The organism is Trichococcus flocculiformis (genome assembly GCF_900113645.1).
In the GTDB taxonomy this organism is placed as follows: Bacteria; Bacillota; Bacilli; order Lactobacillales; family Aerococcaceae; genus Trichococcus; species Trichococcus flocculiformis.
On record NZ_FOQC01000001.1, the window covers coordinates 74387 to 92978 of the forward strand.

Annotated in this window: 14 protein-coding genes; all 14 read left to right on the forward strand. The window is 46.7% G+C overall.

Translation table 11 applies throughout. The features are described from left to right. Positions 1-45: 45 nt before the first annotated feature. The 14 genes from BMZ71_RS00340 (at position 46) to BMZ71_RS00405 (ending at position 18592) form a co-directional block, all read left to right on the forward strand. Complete coding sequence (locus BMZ71_RS00340; RefSeq protein ID WP_086988414.1) at positions 46-1716, forward strand: DAK2 domain-containing protein; 1671 nt, start codon at positions 46-48, stop codon at positions 1714-1716. 98 nt (positions 1717-1814) lie between these two features. Further along, the gene (gene recG / locus BMZ71_RS00345; protein ID WP_086988415.1) at positions 1815-3875 is read left to right on the forward strand and encodes an ATP-dependent DNA helicase RecG; all 2061 of its coding nucleotides are present in this window, start codon (positions 1815-1817) and stop codon (positions 3873-3875) included. 27 nt (positions 3876-3902) lie between these two features. Then, positions 3903-4943, forward strand: coding sequence for a phosphate acyltransferase PlsX (plsX, locus tag BMZ71_RS00350; protein WP_086988416.1), 1041 nt, complete (start codon positions 3903-3905; stop codon positions 4941-4943). 111 nt (positions 4944-5054) lie between these two features. Then, positions 5055-5294: an acyl carrier protein gene (gene acpP / locus BMZ71_RS00355; protein WP_068562150.1), complete on the forward strand. Its 240-nt coding sequence runs from the start codon at positions 5055-5057 to the stop codon at positions 5292-5294. Positions 5295-5503: 209 nt separating this feature from the next. Beyond that, positions 5504-6517, forward strand: a complete 1014-nt coding sequence (locus BMZ71_RS00360; RefSeq protein ID WP_086988417.1) for an ABC transporter ATP-binding protein — start codon at positions 5504-5506, stop codon at positions 6515-6517. A 1-nt stretch (position 6518) separates the two neighbouring features. Then, positions 6519-7460: an ATP-binding cassette domain-containing protein gene (locus tag BMZ71_RS00365; RefSeq protein ID WP_068562148.1), complete on the forward strand. Its 942-nt coding sequence runs from the start codon at positions 6519-6521 to the stop codon at positions 7458-7460. Positions 7461-7462: 2 nt separating this feature from the next. Continuing rightward, on the forward strand, positions 7463-8410 hold the full coding sequence (locus BMZ71_RS00370) for an ABC transporter permease (RefSeq protein ID WP_086988418.1): 948 nt from the start codon (positions 7463-7465) through the stop codon (positions 8408-8410). 119 nt (positions 8411-8529) lie between these two features. Further along, positions 8530-9405: an ABC transporter permease gene (locus BMZ71_RS00375; protein WP_086988444.1), complete on the forward strand. Its 876-nt coding sequence runs from the start codon at positions 8530-8532 to the stop codon at positions 9403-9405. A 14-nt stretch (positions 9406-9419) separates the two neighbouring features. Continuing rightward, positions 9420-11192 (forward strand): oligopeptide ABC transporter substrate-binding protein, encoded by a 1773-nt coding sequence (locus BMZ71_RS00380; RefSeq protein ID WP_177187439.1) that lies wholly within the window; start codon positions 9420-9422, stop codon positions 11190-11192. Positions 11193-11867: 675 nt separating this feature from the next. Beyond that, positions 11868-12557 (forward strand): ribonuclease III, encoded by a 690-nt coding sequence (rnc, locus tag BMZ71_RS00385; protein ID WP_068562145.1) that lies wholly within the window; start codon positions 11868-11870, stop codon positions 12555-12557. Between the two features lie 22 nt (positions 12558-12579). After that, on the forward strand, positions 12580-16149 hold the full coding sequence (smc, locus tag BMZ71_RS00390; RefSeq protein ID WP_086988420.1) for a chromosome segregation protein SMC: 3570 nt from the start codon (positions 12580-12582) through the stop codon (positions 16147-16149). 14 nt (positions 16150-16163) lie between these two features. Next, complete coding sequence (gene yidA / locus BMZ71_RS00395; protein ID WP_086988421.1) at positions 16164-16976, forward strand: sugar-phosphatase; 813 nt, start codon at positions 16164-16166, stop codon at positions 16974-16976. 32 nt (positions 16977-17008) lie between these two features. Continuing rightward, positions 17009-18022 (forward strand): signal recognition particle-docking protein FtsY, encoded by a 1014-nt coding sequence (ftsY, locus tag BMZ71_RS00400; protein ID WP_086988422.1) that lies wholly within the window; start codon positions 17009-17011, stop codon positions 18020-18022. 222 nt (positions 18023-18244) lie between these two features. Continuing rightward, a complete protein-coding gene (locus BMZ71_RS00405) occupies positions 18245-18592 on the forward strand; it encodes a putative DNA-binding protein (protein WP_068562141.1) in 348 nt (115 codons plus the stop codon).

The window sequence follows — 18592 nt, forward strand, 5'->3', positions numbered from 1 at the left end:
AGATTACAGATCACCATTTGTTATATGGTGAAGGAGGATTATAAGGTGAAGAGAACTGAATTAACAGCGGAAGACTTTAAGGCGATGGTCGCAATCGGCGCCGAACGCCTTAGCGAGAATGCAGAATATGTGAATTCTTTGAATGTGTTCCCTGTTCCGGACGGAGACACAGGCACAAACATGAATCTATCATTCACATCTGGAGCTGAACGCGTAAGGCTGTCGAATGCTGCGACAATTGATCAATTAGGAGCGGACTTGGCTAAAGGTTTATTGATGGGGGCGAGAGGGAACTCAGGCGTCATTTTATCTCAGCTATTCCGAGGATTTTCAAAAGCGATCGAAGGCAAAAAAACTTTGAGTACAATTGATTTTGCGGAGGCCTTTTCCCACGGCGTCGAGACAGCTTATAAAGCGGTCATGAAACCTGTGGAAGGCACCATTTTGACGGTTGCGCGCGAATCCGCAAAAGCCGGTATGAAAAAAGCAGAACATACGGATGACATCATCGAATTGATGGGAACAGTCCTCAAGGTGGCGCAGATTGCGTTGGATAAGACACCCGATCTGTTGCCTATACTGAAAGAAGTAGGCGTGGTCGACAGTGGCGGACAAGGGCTGGTGTACATTTACGAAGGATTTATGGAATCGTTGACCGGAGAAAAAGTGAAGTCAGCTGAAAAGGTTGTCTCACAAGCGGATGTCACCGAAATCGCTCACCAAGAAAATTATCATAACGTTTCGCACGCAATTGCGTCAGAAGATATTCAATTCGGTTATTGTACAGAAATCATGGTCAAATTAGGCGAAGGTGAAACCGTTACGGACACTTTTGATTATGACACATTCCGTAATCATCTGAACGAACTTGGAGATTCCTTATTGGTCGTAGCAGACGAAGAAATCGTGAAGGTTCATGTACATACCGAATACCCTGGGGAAGTCATGAACTACGGCCAAAAATTCGGCTCACTGATGAAAATAAAAGTGGACAATATGCGCATGCAACATGATGCAGTCCTTGAAAAAGCCGATACGCCTGCCAAAAAACTTGAAAAAATTCCTTATGGCGTGATAGCTGTTGCTGCCGGCGAAGGTGTGCATGCCCTGTTCAAGAGCATGGGTGTCACCACAATCATCAATGGCGGACAAACGATGAACCCAAGCACGGAAGATATCCTCAAGGCGATCGAAAGTACAAATGCCGAAAAAACAATCATTTTGCCGAACAATAAAAATATTTTCATGGCTGCAGATCAGGCTGCCGAAGTTTCTGATGCGGATGTTGTAGTAGTGGCTTCAAAAACGATCTCGCAAGGTCTGACAGCTATGCTTGCCTTCAATGAATCAGAAGACTTGGAAACCAATAAAGCCAACATGACTGCCGAACTGGAAAATGTTGTCAGCGGGCAGATCACGAATGCCGTGCGCGACACAGTCATAGATGGATTGGCCATCACCAAGGACGACTTCATGGGAATCGTCGACGGGAAAATCCTGACGGCCGACAAGGACAGAAAAGCCGCAACGATAGCAACCCTGAAAAAAATGATCACGGATGACAGCGAAATCGTGACCATCATTTTCGGGGCAGACAGCGATGAGAACGAAAGCAAAGAGATTGCAGCGGTCATCGAAGCGGAATATGACTTCTTGGAAGTCGAAGTGCAAGAAGGAAATCAACCGGTATACAGTTATCTTCTTTCTGTAGAATAATCTGAAAAAGCTGAACGAGTTTCTCTGTTCGGCTTTTCTTTTTCAAAAAACGGTTGATCTGAGAAATGTCCTGCTCCCAGAAGAAAGGAGGCGAACGGATGGAAGCGGAAGACAACAAGCAATTGGATATTTATGATCCAGTCGGGGAGTTGCCCCATGTAGGACCGAAGAGGGTTGAGGCGCTGCATTCGTTGGGCATTGATACGATCTATGATCTGATCACACACTTTCCTTTCCGTTATGAGGACATAAAAGTCAAAACATTGGACGAAATCGAAGATTCGGACAAAGTGACGCTGAAAGGACAAGTCGTGACGGCTCCGGTCGTCCACCATTACGGTTTTAAAAAAAGCAGGCTATCATTCAAATTAGCCATCGAAGATGCCATCATATCGGTTACCTTCTTTAATCAGCCTTACCTGAAACAAAAAATCATGCTTGAGGATGAGGTTGCGATTTTCGGTAAATGGGAACGCGCACGCCAAACTTTGGCAGGGATGAAGATCCTCGGCAGTTCGAACGGACAGGATGATTATGCCGCCATTTATCATGTCAACAAGACGATCAAACAGCAGACCATCCTGAATCTGATCAAACAGGCGATCGAACTTTATTCCTCGGTCATTCCCGAGATACTTCCGCAGCATTTGCAGCAGACTTATCACCTGATGACCCACAGGGAAGCCATCCGGGCGATGCACTTTCCCAAAAATGATGAAGAATCCGAGCAAGCGAGACGGCAAATCATCTATCAAGAGTTTTTCCTTTACCAAGTGCGCCTGCAGATGCTGCAGCGGAGCCGCAAAACGAATAACCGAGGCATTCCGATCCTTTATGACGTGGACAAGCTCAAGGGATTCATAGCGACTTTGCCGTTCGAACTTACGGATGGGCAAAAGAAGGTCGTCAACGAAATATGCCGGGATCTGCGCAAACCTTATGAAATGAACCGTCTGTTGCAAGGGGATGTCGGCAGCGGCAAGACGATCGTAGCGGTAATCGCCCTGATGGCTACCGTCCTGGGCGGATACCAAGGGGCTTTCATGGTTCCCACTGAGATTTTGGCGGAACAGCATTATCGCACCTTGCAGAGTCTGTTCGAATATACTGATGTCTCCGTCGCCCTGCTTACCGGCAGCACGAAGGCAAAGGACCGAAAAGAATTGTTGAACCGGCTTGTATCAGGGGACTTGCATATCCTCATCGGGACGCACGCACTGATCCAAGAAGATGTCGTTTTTGCCGACCTGGGCCTGGTCATCACCGATGAGCAGCATCGTTTCGGTGTCCAGCAAAGGCACAAGCTGAATGAAAAAGGGAACAACCCGAATGTTTTGTATATGACTGCTACGCCGATCCCGAGGACGTTGGCGATAACCACGATGGGCGAAATGGATGTTTCAGTGCTTGACCAGATGCCTGACGGCAGAAAACCGATCAAAACGATCTGGAACAAATCGGACAAGATCGAAAATGTACTTGAGTTCATTCGAAAACAGATGGATAATGGACAACAGGCGTACATCATCACGCCTCTGATCGAGAAATCCGAATCGCTGGATGTCAAGAATGCGGAAGATGTGCATCAAGCCGTGACGGCCTATTACAAAGGAACATACCAAATCGGTCTGTTGCACGGCCGTCTCAAGTCCGAAGAAAAGGATCAGATCATGCGCAGTTTCCAAAACAACGAGCTGCAGATCCTGGTATCGACAACAGTCATCGAGGTCGGCCTGAACGTGCCGAATGCGACAGTGATGGTCATCCAAGATGCCGACCGATTCGGATTATCGCAACTCCACCAATTGCGTGGTCGAGTGGGCCGGGGAGACAAAGAATCCTATTGCGTGTTGGTTGCCGATCCGAAAACCGATAACGGCAAGGAGCGCATGCGCATCATGGTGGAGTCGACTGACGGTTTCTACCTGAGCCAACGGGATTTGGAACTGCGCGGACCGGGTGATCTTTTCGGAAACAAACAATCAGGCTTGCCCGATTTCAAATCCGGAGATATTGTACGTGATGCCGTCATCCTGGATATTGCGCATAATGACGCTATCCAAATCACACGCGAACCAGACTTTGAAAGCAATCCAAACTACTTAAGTTTGCGGGAAGCAGTCGAACGCGAAAAAGAGAAGTTGAAGAGACTACAGTGAAACTAACAAAAGTGAGGGATACGATTTATGAAAATCGCTGTCGATGCGATGGGCGGGGATTTTGCGCCACAAGCAATAGTAGAGGGCATTTTAATGGCCAGCAAAGAATTTAATGATCTGGAGTTTTTGCTTTTTGGCGACGAAGCCAAAATACGTAAGGCTTTAGGGGATCAATATGCCGAAGGTGGAAAAATCACAATCGTGCATACGACCGAAAAGATCGAGAGCGATGACGAACCCGTCAAAGCAATCCGTAGAAAAAAACAAGCTTCGATGGTGCTTGCTGCTCAAGCAGTCAAGAACAAGGAGGCCGACGCTTTATTTTCGGCAGGGAATACCGGTGCGCTTTTGGCAGCCGGATTATTGATCATCGGCCGCATCAAAGGGATCGACAGACCTGGCTTGATGCCGATTCTGCCAGTCATCGGGAAAGAAAATGGACAATTCCTTTTGATGGATGCTGGCGCAAACGCTGACTGCAAACCGGAGAATATCTACCAGTTCGGCCTTTTGGGCTCGTATTATGCCAAGTTTGTGCAAGGCATCGAAAATCCAAGAATCGCTTTGTTGAACAATGGTGCCGAAGCAACGAAGGGCAGCGAACTATCCAAAAAAGCCTATGTATTGTTGGAAGAGGACTCTGAACTCAATTTCACAGGTAATATCGAGGCACGGGAAATTTTGCTTGGCGCTGCGGATGTTGTCGTGACGGACGGATTTACAGGGAATGCAGTTCTAAAAACAATGGAAGGTACGGCAATGTCCTTGCTGAAGTTGATCAAAACCCAATTGCTTTCAGGCGGTCTGAAGACTAAAATCGGCGGTATGCTGATCAAGGATTCCTTTTCGGAGATCAAAGATACGATGGATTATTCGAAGCACGGAGGAGCTGTGCTGTTCGGATTGCGGGCGCCTGTCGTCAAGACACATGGATCTGCGGACAAAGTCGCTGTCTACCACACAGTGAAACAGATCCGCAAAATCATCAGTTCCCACGTCATTGATGATGTCGTGAAGCACTTTGATGCAATGAATGACAAGTCCGTAAACCAAATCCAGCCAAAATAAAAAAATGTAGACAAAAGATTGGCATATGGGTAGAATAGATGTGAGCCTTTACAAAATATTTCCAGTAAATATTTTGTAATTGGTTATGGAACGATAATGGAGGTGTAACGCTTGGCAGATACAACTACTTTTGAGCGAGTAGCCAAGATGGTTATTGAACGATTCGGTGTCGATGAAGCAAAGGTTACGAGAGAGTTGACTTTCCAAAACGACCTTGGAGCAGACTCATTGGATATTGTTGAACTAGTTATGGAGCTGGAAGATGTCTTTGCTGTGCAGATTTCCGATGAAGATGCTGAGAAGATAATCACAGTAGGGGATGCAGTTGACTACATCGATTCTCAAAAATAAGGATCGCAATAATTTAACGACAAAAGCAACATTGACGGTTCTCCAATGCCAATGTTGCTTTTTTTTCAGGCCAAGATGGATGATTATGGCAGAAATATGAAATGAATTAAAAATGGATGAAATGGCGGTTGTTTTTGGATGTGCTTAAACGTATAATGTTAGAAGATATTTCCTCAAGTTTGTTATATAGGTATGAGAGGGGGCGCACGATGGGAAATGGAAGACCTTTGTTGGAGATAAATGCTTTGCATACTGCATTCCATATGCAGGATAACTATTATGATGCAGTCGACGATGTTTCCTTCAGTCTGGAAAAAAATGAAATTTTAGCGATTGTAGGAGAGTCCGGCTGCGGGAAAAGTACCCTCGCAACAACGATCGTCGGACTCCATAATAAGGTGAATACGCGGATTTCGGGAGAGATCATCTATCAGAACCTGAATCTCATCGATCTGAATGAGACGCTCTACAATCGCATAAGAGGAAACGACATCGGGATGGTTTTTCAAGATCCTCTATCGGCCCTCAATCCTTTGATGACGGTGAGCGAACAGATAGAAGAAGTGCTGCTTTATCATTCCAAGATGACAAAAGAGGAGCGTGAGCTGCGTGTGTGCGAACTATTGACCCAAGTTAAGGTGGATGATCCGAACGCAACGGCCGCTCGCTACCCGCATGAGCTGTCTTGGGAAGCGCGCCAGCGGGTTGGAATCGCCATCGCAATTGCTTGTGAGCCTCCAATCATCATCGCAGATGAACCGACGACTTCTTTGGATGTAACTGTGCAAGCTCGAATATTGGATTTATTGAGCGAGGTGAGGGACGAAACGGGTGCCGGAATCATCTTGATTACCCATGATTTGGGTGTCGTAGCCGAGATTGCGGATAGGGTCGCTGTCATGTACGCAGGGCAAATTGTTGAATCGGCCGGTGTTGTCGATCTTTTTACGGATCCAAAGCATCCTTATACCCGATCTTTGTTGCGCTCGATGCCGCAAATGAACGAGACGTGCGATCCGGATGCTGGAGAACTCTATGTGATCCAAGGGGATGTTCCATCTTTGCAACAGTTGCCAAAAAAGGGCTGCCGTTTTGCCGAGCGAATTCCTTGGGTCCCGTTTTCTGCACATGAGGAGTCACCAAAAATGCATGAGGTTTCCAAAGGTCATTTTGTCAGATGCACGTGCCATGAGTCCTTCCAGTTTGAAGGGGAGAGTGATTAAGATGGGACACTTGGAAATCAAAAATTTGAAGGTTCATTACCCGATCAAGAGCGACTTCTTATTCAAGAAAAAGAGCCTTGCAGCAGTTGACGGCATTAGTCTGTTGATGGAAGAAGGGAAAAATTACGGTTTAGTGGGGGAATCAGGGTCCGGCAAGTCCACAGTCGGAAGAGCGATTGTCGGGTTGGAGCGGATCACTGCCGGTCAAATCATTTATGAAGGCATTGACGTGACCGCTGCAATAAGAAAAAGAAAATCGCCCCACAAACGAAATATCCAGATGATTTTTCAGGATTCGAGTGCAAGCTTGAACCCCAAAAAATCAATCGGACAAATCATTTCCGAACCTTTGCATAATTTTGAGCAGTTTTCCCTGCAGGAGGAGAAGAAACGGGTCCTGGAACTACTGGAAATGGTAGGTTTGCCGGAAGATGCACTGCAAAGGTATCCTCACGAATTCACCGGGGGTCAAAGACAACGCATTGCGTTGGCACGAGCGGTTGCGCTGCGGCCAAAATTTGTCATAGCTGATGAACCCATTTCAGTATTGGACCTGTCCGTTCAGGCGCAAGTGCTGAATTACATGAAACGCATCCAGGAAGAGTACAAACTCAGTTATCTTTTCATTTCCCATGACCTTGGCGTCGTGAAACAGATGTGTGATGAGTTGGCAATCATGTACCGAGGAAGGTTCGTGGAATACGGAGACAAGCAAGACATCTATCGAAATCCTCAACATATCTATACGAAAAGACTCCTTTCCGCAATTCCGAATTTGGATCCAGGCAATCGGGAGTTACATAAGCGTCTACGGCGGGAAATAGAATCAGAATACGAACAAAGTATGGCGAGCTATCTGGCAAAGGACGGTCGTATCAGCGACTTGGTCCCATTTTCGGAAACGCATCGGGTTGCCGTTAAACCATCGAAGGGGGAGTGGTAGCCATGTGGAACAAAATTCTGAGACGCTCCTTGCTTATCATTCCGCAATTGCTGGCGTTCAGCTTGTTGGTGTTTGCGTTGGCACAATGGATGCCAGGAGATCCGTTGACTGGGCGCATCATCCAGGGGATGGATCAGGGCAGCATGACCGCAACTCTGGGTAACCCTTGGTATGTTCGTTATCTGCAGTGGATCGGGAATATGCTCAACGGGGATTTTGGCCTCAGTTATACCTACTTGATGCCTGTGGAAGTTCTGATAGGCGCGCGGCTGAGTAACACACTTTTTTTAGCAACGGTCTCTCTTTTGTTGTCTTACTTGATCGCAGTTCCGCTTGGCATTTATGCAGGACGTTCTAATGACTCCATGGGTGATAAAGTCATTCGGTTATTGAACAGCATCAGTTTTGCCTTGCCCATTTTTATTGTAGCCTTGGTGTTGGTTTGGCTTTTTGGATTCAAACTGGAATTATTTCCGACGCGGGGGATGCCGTTGTTGCCGGAATCTCAGAGTGCGATTGTCTCTATTTGGAACAGGCTCTATCACGTAGTCTTACCGGCATTGACTTTTGCCCTCTCGGCATCCGCAGGCAATATCCAACGGTTAAGATCAGGCATCATCGAAGCCAAACAAGAAGATTATGTACTGACAGCCCGCTCGAAAGGCGTTCCGGAGAGCATGGTTTATCGGAAGCACATTTTTAGGAAAGCGAGTATGCCGGTAACGTCTCTGTTCGGCTATGACATTACCGGTTTCATTGGGAGCAGTATTTTTATCGAGTACATCTTCTCCTACCCGGGGATTGGCCGATTGTTCATCAGTTCTTTAGAATCACGCGATTTCAGTGTCATCGTTGTCTTGTTGCTGACTTATGGGCTGGCTGCTTTGGTTGGCACCTTAGTATCTGACATCATTTTGACCATTGCGGATCCGCGCGTCAGGATGAGGTAGTAAAAGTAAAAAGGGGGGATATGTTGAATACGGAGGAAGAAAAGAAAGCAGGAAGAATGGAAGAGCTGAAGACGGAGATAGCTTCCTTTGCGGCAGGAGAGAACCGTTCGAGCCACGAAATGAATGAGGAAACAAGGACGGTTGTCGATTTCCGCAGTTTGCTGAAAGAATTCCGAAAAGATAAGTTGGCGGTTATTGCTTTAGGAACGCTCAGTTTACTCTTGCTACTGGTTTTTGTGGGATCCATTTTTTTTGATGCGAGCCAAGTCATGCAGGTAGATCTATTGAACAGGTACGCCTCACCGGGCAAAGGACATCTGTTGGGTACGGACGAAGCGGGACGGGATGTGCTGGGGCAGCTGTTGCTGGGAGCCCGCACCTCACTGATGGCGGGCACCGCTGTGACAGCCCTGAATGGATTCATCGGAATCGGATTGGGTCTGCTTTCCGGCTATTACGGCGGTTTATTGGATAGACTGCTCATGCGCTTTATAGATTTCATCATGGTACTCCCGGCAAGTGTGCTGGTTCTCGTGCTGATGACCACCCTATCGGAGTACAATCTCTTTACGTTCATTTTACTTATGAGCGCATTTAGTTGGGCAGGGAAATCAAAGGTTTTTCGAAACCGAACGCAATCTGAAACCAAACGTGACTATGTGCGGGCATCCAAAACAGCAGGGACAAACGACTTGCTGATCATGTTCCGTGAAATCTTGCCTAATTTTGGTTCACTTGTCATCATCAACACGACTATGTCATTGGCAAGGAATATCGGGATGGAAACAGGTTTGAGTTTTTTGGGTTTTGGGTTGCCGTCAACCGTGCCAAGCCTTGGCAATTTGTTACGTTATGCAATCTCTCCGACCGTCTTTGAGAACTACTTATGGGTATGGTTACCAGCATCCACATTCATCTTTGCAATGTTGTTGTGCATCATTTATGTCGGACAGGCATTGCGGCGTGCGGCCGATGCTAAACAAATGCAAGCATAATAAGGAGGATGAGAATGCTTAATAAAATGATTGTATCGTTCTTCTTGGCTGCGTTGCTGGGTGGTTGCGGAAATGAGAACATTCTATCGGAAACGGATGGGAACGTGTCCGATTCATCCGTTGTCATACAGGAATTCGACACTGTCATGAACAACGACGATCCTGCCATCACCGGAGGAATGTTGAAATACGCGCTGGTTGCTGAATCTTCCTTCCAGGGTATCTTCAACCCGGTTTTTTCTGAAGATTCTTATGACGAGGAACTAATGGGCTTATCACATGAATCCATCTTTTCTTATGATGAGGATTTCCAGCTTACCCAGGCCGGCATGGCCACTTTTGTTGTAAATGAAAATTTAAAAACAGTGTCGATCACTTTGCAGGATAATCTGAAGTGGTCTGACGGAGCGGCACTCACGGTAGATGATATTCTTTATGCCTATGAAGTAATCGGGCATCCGGACTATCCCGGTTCTCTTTATGGAGAGGCCTTTGCGAATGTTCTGGGCATGACCGAGTATCATGAAGGTACGGCTGATGCGATCAGCGGAATCGAAGTTTTGGATGATACGCACCTCACCATTGCTTTTAAAGAATTGAATCCATCCATTTTTCAGGCCGGAGGAGCCTTATGGAGTCAACCGCTGCCGAGGCACCAAATTGAAAGTATCCCTGTTTCGAAAATGGCTGGCTCCGCTCAACTGCGTGAACAACCTGTTGGGACAGGTCCATTTCGGGTCAAAGAAATCGTTCCGGGAGAGTCGGTCCTTTTTGAAGCCAATGAATATTATTGGAAAGGGAAACCGAAGTTGGATCATATCCTCGTGGAAGTTGTGGGTTCGGCGACGATTGTATCCGAAATGGAAGCGGGGAATTATGACGTCGCAATCATGCCGACGAGTTCTTACGAAACCTATAAAGATTTTGATAATATAACCTTGCTGGGCAGAGAAGAATTGGCGACAACCTATATCGGGTTCAAATTAGGATCCCGAGATGTTGAAGCCGGCGACAACAGCCTGAATCTGAGTTCCAAAATGGCGGATGCGGCATTGCGGCAAGCGATGGCATATGCGCTCGATAACGAATTTGTCGCTGCGGTCCTTTTCGATGGGCTGCGGCAACCGGCAAACGGTATGATTCCATCCGTATTCGAAGGCGTCAGTGCTGATGAGGCGGTTGGCTTCAGTTATGATCCGGAGAAGGCTGCAAGTCTGTTGGATGAGGCTGGCTATCTGGACAATGACGGCGATGGTTTCCGGGAAACGCCGGAGGGAGAGCAACTCGAAATCAACTTTGCGGCAGTTTCAGGGGGAGATGCGGCTGAGACCGTTGTTGCTTACTATATCCAACAATGGCAAGAAATCGGTTTGAATGTCTCGCTCGCCACGGGTAGATTGATTGAATACCAGAAGTTTCATGATATGCTTGCCTCCGATGATTCGTCTATTGATGCCTATCAGGCAACTTGGGACATAGGCATGGATCCTAATCCGACCGAAATGTTCAGCGGCACAAGTGCTCTCAACTACACCCGCTGGTCCAGCGAAAAGAATGATTTTTTGGTAGATCAGCTCAACGTTGCGGGTGCTTTGGATAAAAATGCGCGTATGCGGATCTACCGACAATGGCAGGCGTTGCTGTTCGAGGAAGCACCTGTCATCCCTACTTTCTGGCAGACACAGATTTTTGCCGTCAACAACCGCGTAAAGAACTTCAATATCCGTTATGGTGCAACCAGAGGATGGGAAACCATCGAACTGACATCGGAAGAACCTGTCCGGTAATGTGCATGCAAACAAAATTTCTTAAATGAGCAAGGGCCGGACTTTTGTCCAGGCCTTTTTTTTCAGCATGGAGGAATTTATAAAATTTGTTCAACTCAAAAGTGCATCACCGTAGGTGTTTCACAAGTTTGGAAAATGTCTCATGCATCAAAAATGATGTCCAGCTTCACGGGTTAGCCCTTCGGAAAGAAGAACAAGGAACCTCTTGTCTCTGCGAGCCAAGACATACTGTTCGACTTGTCATGGTTCTTGCCATCTTTGATGGCTTAGAAACATGATACAACTGACCGGTACGGTCACGTTGATTCCTTTGTTTCGGAAGTCTCTCAGCAATTGCGCTCTTCGATGCTCAGTTGCATGGGACTCTTAGGGATTCATCCCTTAGAGCCCCAGTACAAGGTGACCGTAGGGAACGTTGCGTGGACAGATTTCCTAAATTGTCATGACTCTTGCGATTTCAATCGCTTAGAGGCATGATACACTTGACCGATTAGGTCACAGTGTTTCCTTAATCAGGGCTGAACGAACCCGTTCAGCTTTTCTTAGTTACGGGTGGACTTTCCGGAAACTAAATTTTCGTGCTAATAGTACACATTTGTCGTATAATCAAAAAGGATGCTATTTTCAAAAGTACTTTGATAATAATGAGTCCATTCAAGGAAAGGAGGGAATGAATTGGAAAAAATAGTCAAACAAATAGCAACTGATTTCTCCATTGTTTTCAGGAACGAGAAACTTTTGCATGAAGCATTTACCCATTCATCTTATGTGAATGAGCATCGTCATCTGGCATTGCAGGACAATGAGCGGTTGGAATTTCTGGGAGACGCGGTCCTGGAAGTCATCATCTCCGATTATTTGTTTCATACTTATGACACGTGGCATGAAGGCAAAATGACCCGTCTGCGGGCGCAAATCGTCTGCGAACCTAGTTTATCTGCTTTCGCGAAGGATTGTCACTTCGACTCTTATATCCGTTTGGGTAAAGGGGAAGAGAATATGGGCGGAAGGCAACGACCAGCGTTGCTGTGCGATGTATTCGAAGCGTTCATTGGGGCCGTTTACCTTGATCAAGGAATCGAAGCCGCCAGAAAGTTCATTAGCCAAGTCATGATCACCAAGTTAAACGAGGATGCTTTTTCACATGTGATGGATTATAAGACCGGCCTCCAAGAAGAACTACAAAAAAACGGGGATGTGGATATCCAATATATTCTTCTGAGTGAAGACGGGCCCGCACATGCAAAACAGTTCGATGTGGAAGTGCGGGCATTCGGAAAAGTGATGGGTCAAGGTCAAGGCCCTAGCAAAAAAGCAGCTGAACAAAAAGCGGCACAAAACGCTTTGGAATCTCTAAAAAAATGAAAAGCAAGTTTCACCGGAAAGGATGTTTTCTTTGCATCTTGAAAGAATAGAAATGTCGGGTTTCAAATCATTCGCCGACAAAACCGTAATCGAATTTGATGAAGGTGTGACAGCGGTAGTAGGACCGAACGGAAGCGGCAAAAGCAACCTTTCTGAAGCTGTCCGTTGGGTATTGGGGGAACAATCCGCAAAAAATCTGCGCGGCAAAAAAATGGATGATATCGTGTTTGCCGGGTCGCAGACACGCAAGCCTGTCAACATTGCCGAAGTTACCCTCATCCTGAACAACGAGGACGGATTTCTGCCGCTGGAATTCAGCGAAGTAAGCATCACCAGAAGATACAACCGCAATGGCGACAGTGACTGTTTCATCAATAAAAAGCCATGCCGATTGAAAGACATAACGGAATTATTGATGGATTCAGGCATCGGAAAAGATTCTTTTTCCATGATTTCGCAAGGGAAAGTGGAACAGATTTTTCAGAACAAACCTGAGGACAGAAGAGTCATATTCGAAGAGGCTGCCGGAGTAGCCAGATACAAGAATCGTAAAACGAGTGCTGAACGAAAGCTGTCCCAAACGGAAGAACATCTGAATCGGGTTGAGGACATCCTGCATGAAATCAACAGCCAACTCGCTCCTTTGGAAATCCAAAGAAAAACAGCTTTGGATTTCCAGGAGAAAAAAACGTTATTAAGCGAGATTGAAATTGCTTTGACCGCTTCTGAAATTGAGAGGCTGAATGCGCAGTGGCAAATGAGCAAACGCGAGCTGGCTGATTATGACCGAAAAATCAGCATGGAAGAACAATCGCTTGCGGTCACGCAGGCTGCCTTGAAGAAACTCAAGCAAAAGCTGGATGCTTGCGACGAACAGTTGGAAACACTGCAGACCGGCTACGTAACAGTCATCCAGAAATTGGAACAGCTGGAAGGTCAAAAGCAGATTTTCCAGCAACGGGCAATGTACTCATCTAAGAATCAAGAAGAGCAAGCCCAAATCATCGCTGAAAAAGAGGCACTGATCAAGACCGAAAAAGCCAATCTGGCAGCTTTACGGACTGAACTTGCGGCGAAAGTGGAAGTAAGGAAAAATCTCTCTGAAAAAAGAGCGAGCCTTTTCGAAAAGGAAGCACAGCTGACGCAAAATAAGGCGGAGCTTGTCCAACAACTCCGGAATGATTACATCAACAAGCTGCAGGAACAATCCAGCAACCGCAACACAACCGTCCATCTTGAAAAAGAAATGACGCTCGCAACCGAACAAGAGCACCGTTTCCTTTCGAAAGGCGACGAACTCAGGAAGCATCTGCGCCAACTAAAAGCGAAACAGCAAGCGTTGAATGAGGAATACGTCACGTTTGTTGAAGAGAACGCCAATCTGGAATCGGAACTGCAGGACTGCAAACAGAATAGCTTCCAGCTCGTATCCAAACTCCAACAACTGAATGCGGAGTTGGATACCGTAACCCGGAATCTGCAGCAGGCGGAAGCAAGGCGTGAGAGCCAGCAGGAGTTGGACGACAGCTATGCCAGTTATTATCAAGGCGTAAAGGAAATGCTGCGGAGAAGGGAAAGTGTTCCGGGTATCCGTGGTCCCGTCGCCGAATTGATCCAAGTTCCAGAAAAATACACCTTGGCCATAGAAATTGCACTGGGAGCCACTATGCAGCACATCGTAGTAGCCGATGAACGCACTGCATCGCAGTGTATCGGCATTCTGAAAGCCCAACACTTAGGGCGCGCCACTTTTCTGCCGATGACAGTCATCCAGGGCAAGTCCTTGCCCGCGTCTGTGCGGGCGACATTAGAAGCCAGCCCCGGATATATCGGCATCGCGAATGAGCTGATCGGTCATGAGGAAATGTACAAAGCGATCGTCAGCAGTCTGTTGGGGACAACGATCGTAGCGTCAAATATCCAGGACGGCCTTCAGATTTCCAAAAAATTGCAGAGCCGTTATCGGATCGTAACCCTGGAAGGGGATGTCATCCATGCCGGTGGATCGATGACGGGTGGCGCGACGAGGCGTCAACAAGAAGCGTCCTTATTGGCCCGCAAAAATAATCTGAATAAGCTGACCGAATACGTGCAACAGCTGTCCGTACAATACAATCAGCTGAAACGGGAGCAAGAAAAATGGTCGCTGCAGCAACAAAGCTTGCAGGAACAATTAGATGACAAACGCCAAAAAGCGACAATCAAACAGTTTGAACTGCAGCAAAGGGAATCTTCCCTGCAGCAAGTGACAGCCGAAATTGCGACGAAAGAAAAAGAATCGGCTGCGCATGAATATGAAAAGCGCATGTTTTATGAAGAGCAAGAAGATAGACAAACGCGATTGGCTCAAGCCCAAAAAAATTTGCTTATCCTTAACAAAGAAATCGATCAGCTTCAAAAGGATATAGCGGAATCCAGCTTGAATGAAGAGGAACGCTTGAAACTGCTGCAGGACGTTCAGGTGAACCGCCAGCAAGCAGATCAGGAGCTTGCTGTCCTGCAAGAGCAGGAAAAGCAATTGCGGCGTGATGTGAAACGGTCGACCGAACGCATCCAAACGGAACAGGAAGCCATCAGCTCATTGAAGGGCAAACAAGATCAAGTCGCTAAGCTGGCCGATACGGAGACGCTCACCATCCAAGAGATCACAACGCAGCTGAAGTCCGCCAGTGCAGAAAAAGAGCGATTCGATGCAGAATTAAGACAATTACGGGAGCAAAAAAAACAAACCGAACAAAATCGTGCTCTTCAGGAAACCGAACAGAACGAAAAAAATAAAAACCTCCAAAAACTATGGAGTGAGCACGCCAAACTGGAGACAAACGCTGGACGCTACGAAATCGCCATCGACCACCACCTTGCGCACTTGAGCGAGGAGTACGGTCTCAGCTTCGAAGCTGCGAAACAAGACCATCACTTGACCCAAGAGCCCGAAGAGGCAGCCCGACAAGTTAAAAAGCTGAAAAAAGACATCGAGGAGTTGGGTCCGATCAATATGGGGGCGATTGAGGAATATGATCGCATTTCCGAAAGATTCATTTTCCTTTCGGAACAGCAAACGGATCTGCTTTCTGCCCGAGGGAATCTCCTGAATACGATGAACGAAATGGACGATGAAGTCCGGTTGCGTTTCAAGGAGACTTTCATCCAGATCAAAAAGCAATTCGAAAAAACCTTCCCGAAATTATTCGGCGGCGGCAAAGCGACGTTGGAGCTGACTAATCCGAACGACCTGTTGGAAACTGGAATTGAAATTGTGGCGCAACCGCCAGGCAAAAAACTTCAGCAACTCAGTCTGCTCTCAGGAGGGGAAAAAGCCTTTACCGCGATCGCACTCTTGTTCGCCATCATCGAGGTCAAACCGGTACCATTCTGTATTTTGGATGAAGTGGAGGCTGCCTTGGATGAAGCGAATGTGTCCCGTTTCGGGAAATACTTGGCGGCATCCACCGAATTGACCCAGTTCATCGTGATTACCCACCGCAAAGGCACGATGGAAGAAGCGGATGCATTGTACGGTGTGACCATGCAGGACTCCGGCGTATCCCGCTTGGCATCGGTAAAATTTGAAGATTACGAAGACATAGGTTAAGGGGATGAAGATAAATGATTAAATTGATAGCACTTGACTTGGATGGCACATTGCTGAATCCTGACAAAAAAATCAGTGAAGCGAACAAACTAGCAATCCATCGTGCCAGGGAAGCAGACGTGAAAATCGTCCTTTGTACCGGACGCCCACTCATGGGCATCAAAGCTTACGTGGACGAACTGGACTTGCTTCAAGCAGAAGATTACTCGATCACTTATAACGGCGGCTTGGTTCAAAAAAATAAAACATCGGAAATCATTTCCCAAAAAGTGCTGAACTACGGTCAAATCGTGGAACTCTATGATCTGAGCAAGGAACTGAACATCCCGATGAACATGCTGGATCTGGAATTCGTATACGAACCGGAATACCCGCAAGGCAGGGAGTCCTTGTACAAGAGCCTGCAGAGTTCAAGCTTGCCGTTCGTTGAGAAGAAAATCGAAGACTTTCAGGAACAGGATGCGTTCAATAAAGTAGTTTTTTGCATCGCACCTGCTGTACTGGATGAAGCAATCGCGAAGATACCGGCGTACTTCTACAGCAAGTATTCGATGATGAAATCGCGCCCGCTTCTGTTTGAAGTCATGCATCCTGAAGTTGATAAAGGCAACGGTATCGCAGCTTTATGCGATCATCTTGGAATCACTGCCGATGAGGTCATGGCTTGCGGAGATGAAGAGAACGATTTGGCGATGCTGGATTTTGCGGGTGTAAGCGTCGCGATGGGCAACGCACCAGATAAAATCAAAGAACGGGCTAGTTTTATCACGAAAACAAACGGGGAAGATGGCGTTGCACACGCCATCGAAACGTTCGTCTTTGCGTAATTTCAGACTGGCATAAGAGAGGAAGTGTTCAAATGGGATTATTCGATCGAATAAAGCGCGCATTTACAGGTGAAGATGTTGTTCAGATACCGGTAACTGAAGAAAATAAGATTGTCATCGATAAATTCGATAAAGGCATGGAAAAGACACGCAAAAGCTTTTCAGAGAAGATGAATGAACTATTCGCCGGTTTTCGGGAAGTAGATGAAGAGTTTTTTGACGATTTGGAGGAAACGCTGATTTCCGCAGACGTCGGGTTTGATATGACGTTGGCACTATCGGATGTACTGCGTGATGAAGTCAAGATGAAGAACGTGCGCACGGGAGAACAAGTGAAGAATGTCATCATCGAAAAAATGGTCGAAATCTATGAAAAAGGCCAGACGGAATTGCCTACCATCAAAATAAATGAAAATGGGCCGACCGTCATTCTTTTTGTGGGCGTAAACGGAGTGGGGAAAACGACTACCATCGGAAAATATGCTTACCAGTTGAAGAACCAAGGGAACAGCGTCTTGTTGGCGGCCGGGGATACTTTCCGAGCCGGAGCTATCGAACAGCTGGAGGTTTGGGGGCAACGTGTAGGCGTGCCGGTTGTGACAAGCGATGCAAAAAGCGATCCGGCTTCCGTCGTATATGACGCCCTGAAGCAAGCCAAAGAAGAAAATTATGACTACTTATTGATCGATACGGCAGGAAGACTCCAGAACAAAGTGAACCTGATGAAGGAATTGGAGAAAATCAATCGGATCATCGCAAGAGAAATACCCGGCGGCGCAACCGAAACATTGCTGGTGTTGGATGCCACGACCGGTCAGAACGCTTTGATACAAGCGAAGCAATTCAAGGAGACGACCGATGTCACCGGTCTGATTCTGACGAAATTGGACGGAACGGCGAAAGGCGGGGTCATCCTGGCGATTCGTCAAGAAATGGACATCCCCGTCAAATTCGTCGGGTTGGGTGAAGGCCTGGATGATCTGCAGCCCTTTGATCCGGAGCAGTATATTTACGGATTGGTAAAGGATCTGCTTGAGAAAAAATAAGGAAATAGATCGTCCTGCCTCGTAAGGCACGTTTCATAGTAAGTGCCGACAGAAGCATGGTCAGGCCGGCAATCGCATCGGGATTGCCGGCCTGATTTTGCTTTTTGTTGTGGTGACACTGCTTCAGTGCAATTTATGGTTGACTAAGCTTGGCAAAATCGGTAATCTAATGAAGTGTAAAGATTTTTTCTTGACAATCCGTACGAGAAGGAAGGTATTCTGATGGAACTGGAAAAAACCAATAATATGAATACTCTTTATGAATTCTATAATGTCCTGTTGACAAACAAACAGAAAGGCTATCTTTCTTTGTATTATGGTGATGACTATTCGTTGGGCGAAATCGCTGAAGAGTTCGAGGTCAGCCGGCAGGCAGTGTACGACAACATCAAGCGCACCGAAAAGATTCTGATGGATTATGAACAGAAGTTGAAGCTGGCGCAAAACTATAGACTCCGGAATAAAAAGTTGGATGAATTGGCGAATTACGCCGAAGAAAAATATCCCGACGACAGATCCTTGCAAAGGCTGATCGCAAATCTGGAAGAACTGGATGACAAAGATGAATAA

Bases quoted from the DNA above. Each gene is read 5' to 3' on its own strand.
- recG (WP_086988415.1), top strand. From the start codon at position 1,815: ATGGAAGCGGAAGACAACAAGCAATTGGATATTTATGATCCAGTCGGG.
- plsX (WP_086988416.1), top strand. From the start codon at position 3,903: ATGAAAATCGCTGTCGATGCGATGGGCGGGGATTTTGCGCCACAAGCA.
- BMZ71_RS00360 (WP_086988417.1), top strand. From the start codon at position 5,504: ATGGGAAATGGAAGACCTTTGTTGGAGATAAATGCTTTGCATACTGCA.
- BMZ71_RS00365 (WP_068562148.1), top strand. From the start codon at position 6,519: ATGGGACACTTGGAAATCAAAAATTTGAAGGTTCATTACCCGATCAAG.
- BMZ71_RS00370 (WP_086988418.1), top strand. From the start codon at position 7,463: ATGTGGAACAAAATTCTGAGACGCTCCTTGCTTATCATTCCGCAATTG.
- BMZ71_RS00375 (WP_086988444.1), top strand. From the start codon at position 8,530: ATGAATGAGGAAACAAGGACGGTTGTCGATTTCCGCAGTTTGCTGAAA.
- BMZ71_RS00380 (WP_177187439.1), top strand. From the start codon at position 9,420: ATGCTTAATAAAATGATTGTATCGTTCTTCTTGGCTGCGTTGCTGGGT.
- smc (WP_086988420.1), top strand. From the start codon at position 12,580: ATGTTTTCTTTGCATCTTGAAAGAATAGAAATGTCGGGTTTCAAATCA.
- yidA (WP_086988421.1), top strand. From the start codon at position 16,164: ATGATTAAATTGATAGCACTTGACTTGGATGGCACATTGCTGAATCCT.
- ftsY (WP_086988422.1), top strand. From the start codon at position 17,009: ATGGGATTATTCGATCGAATAAAGCGCGCATTTACAGGTGAAGATGTT.
- BMZ71_RS00405 (WP_068562141.1), top strand. From the start codon at position 18,245: ATGGAACTGGAAAAAACCAATAATATGAATACTCTTTATGAATTCTAT.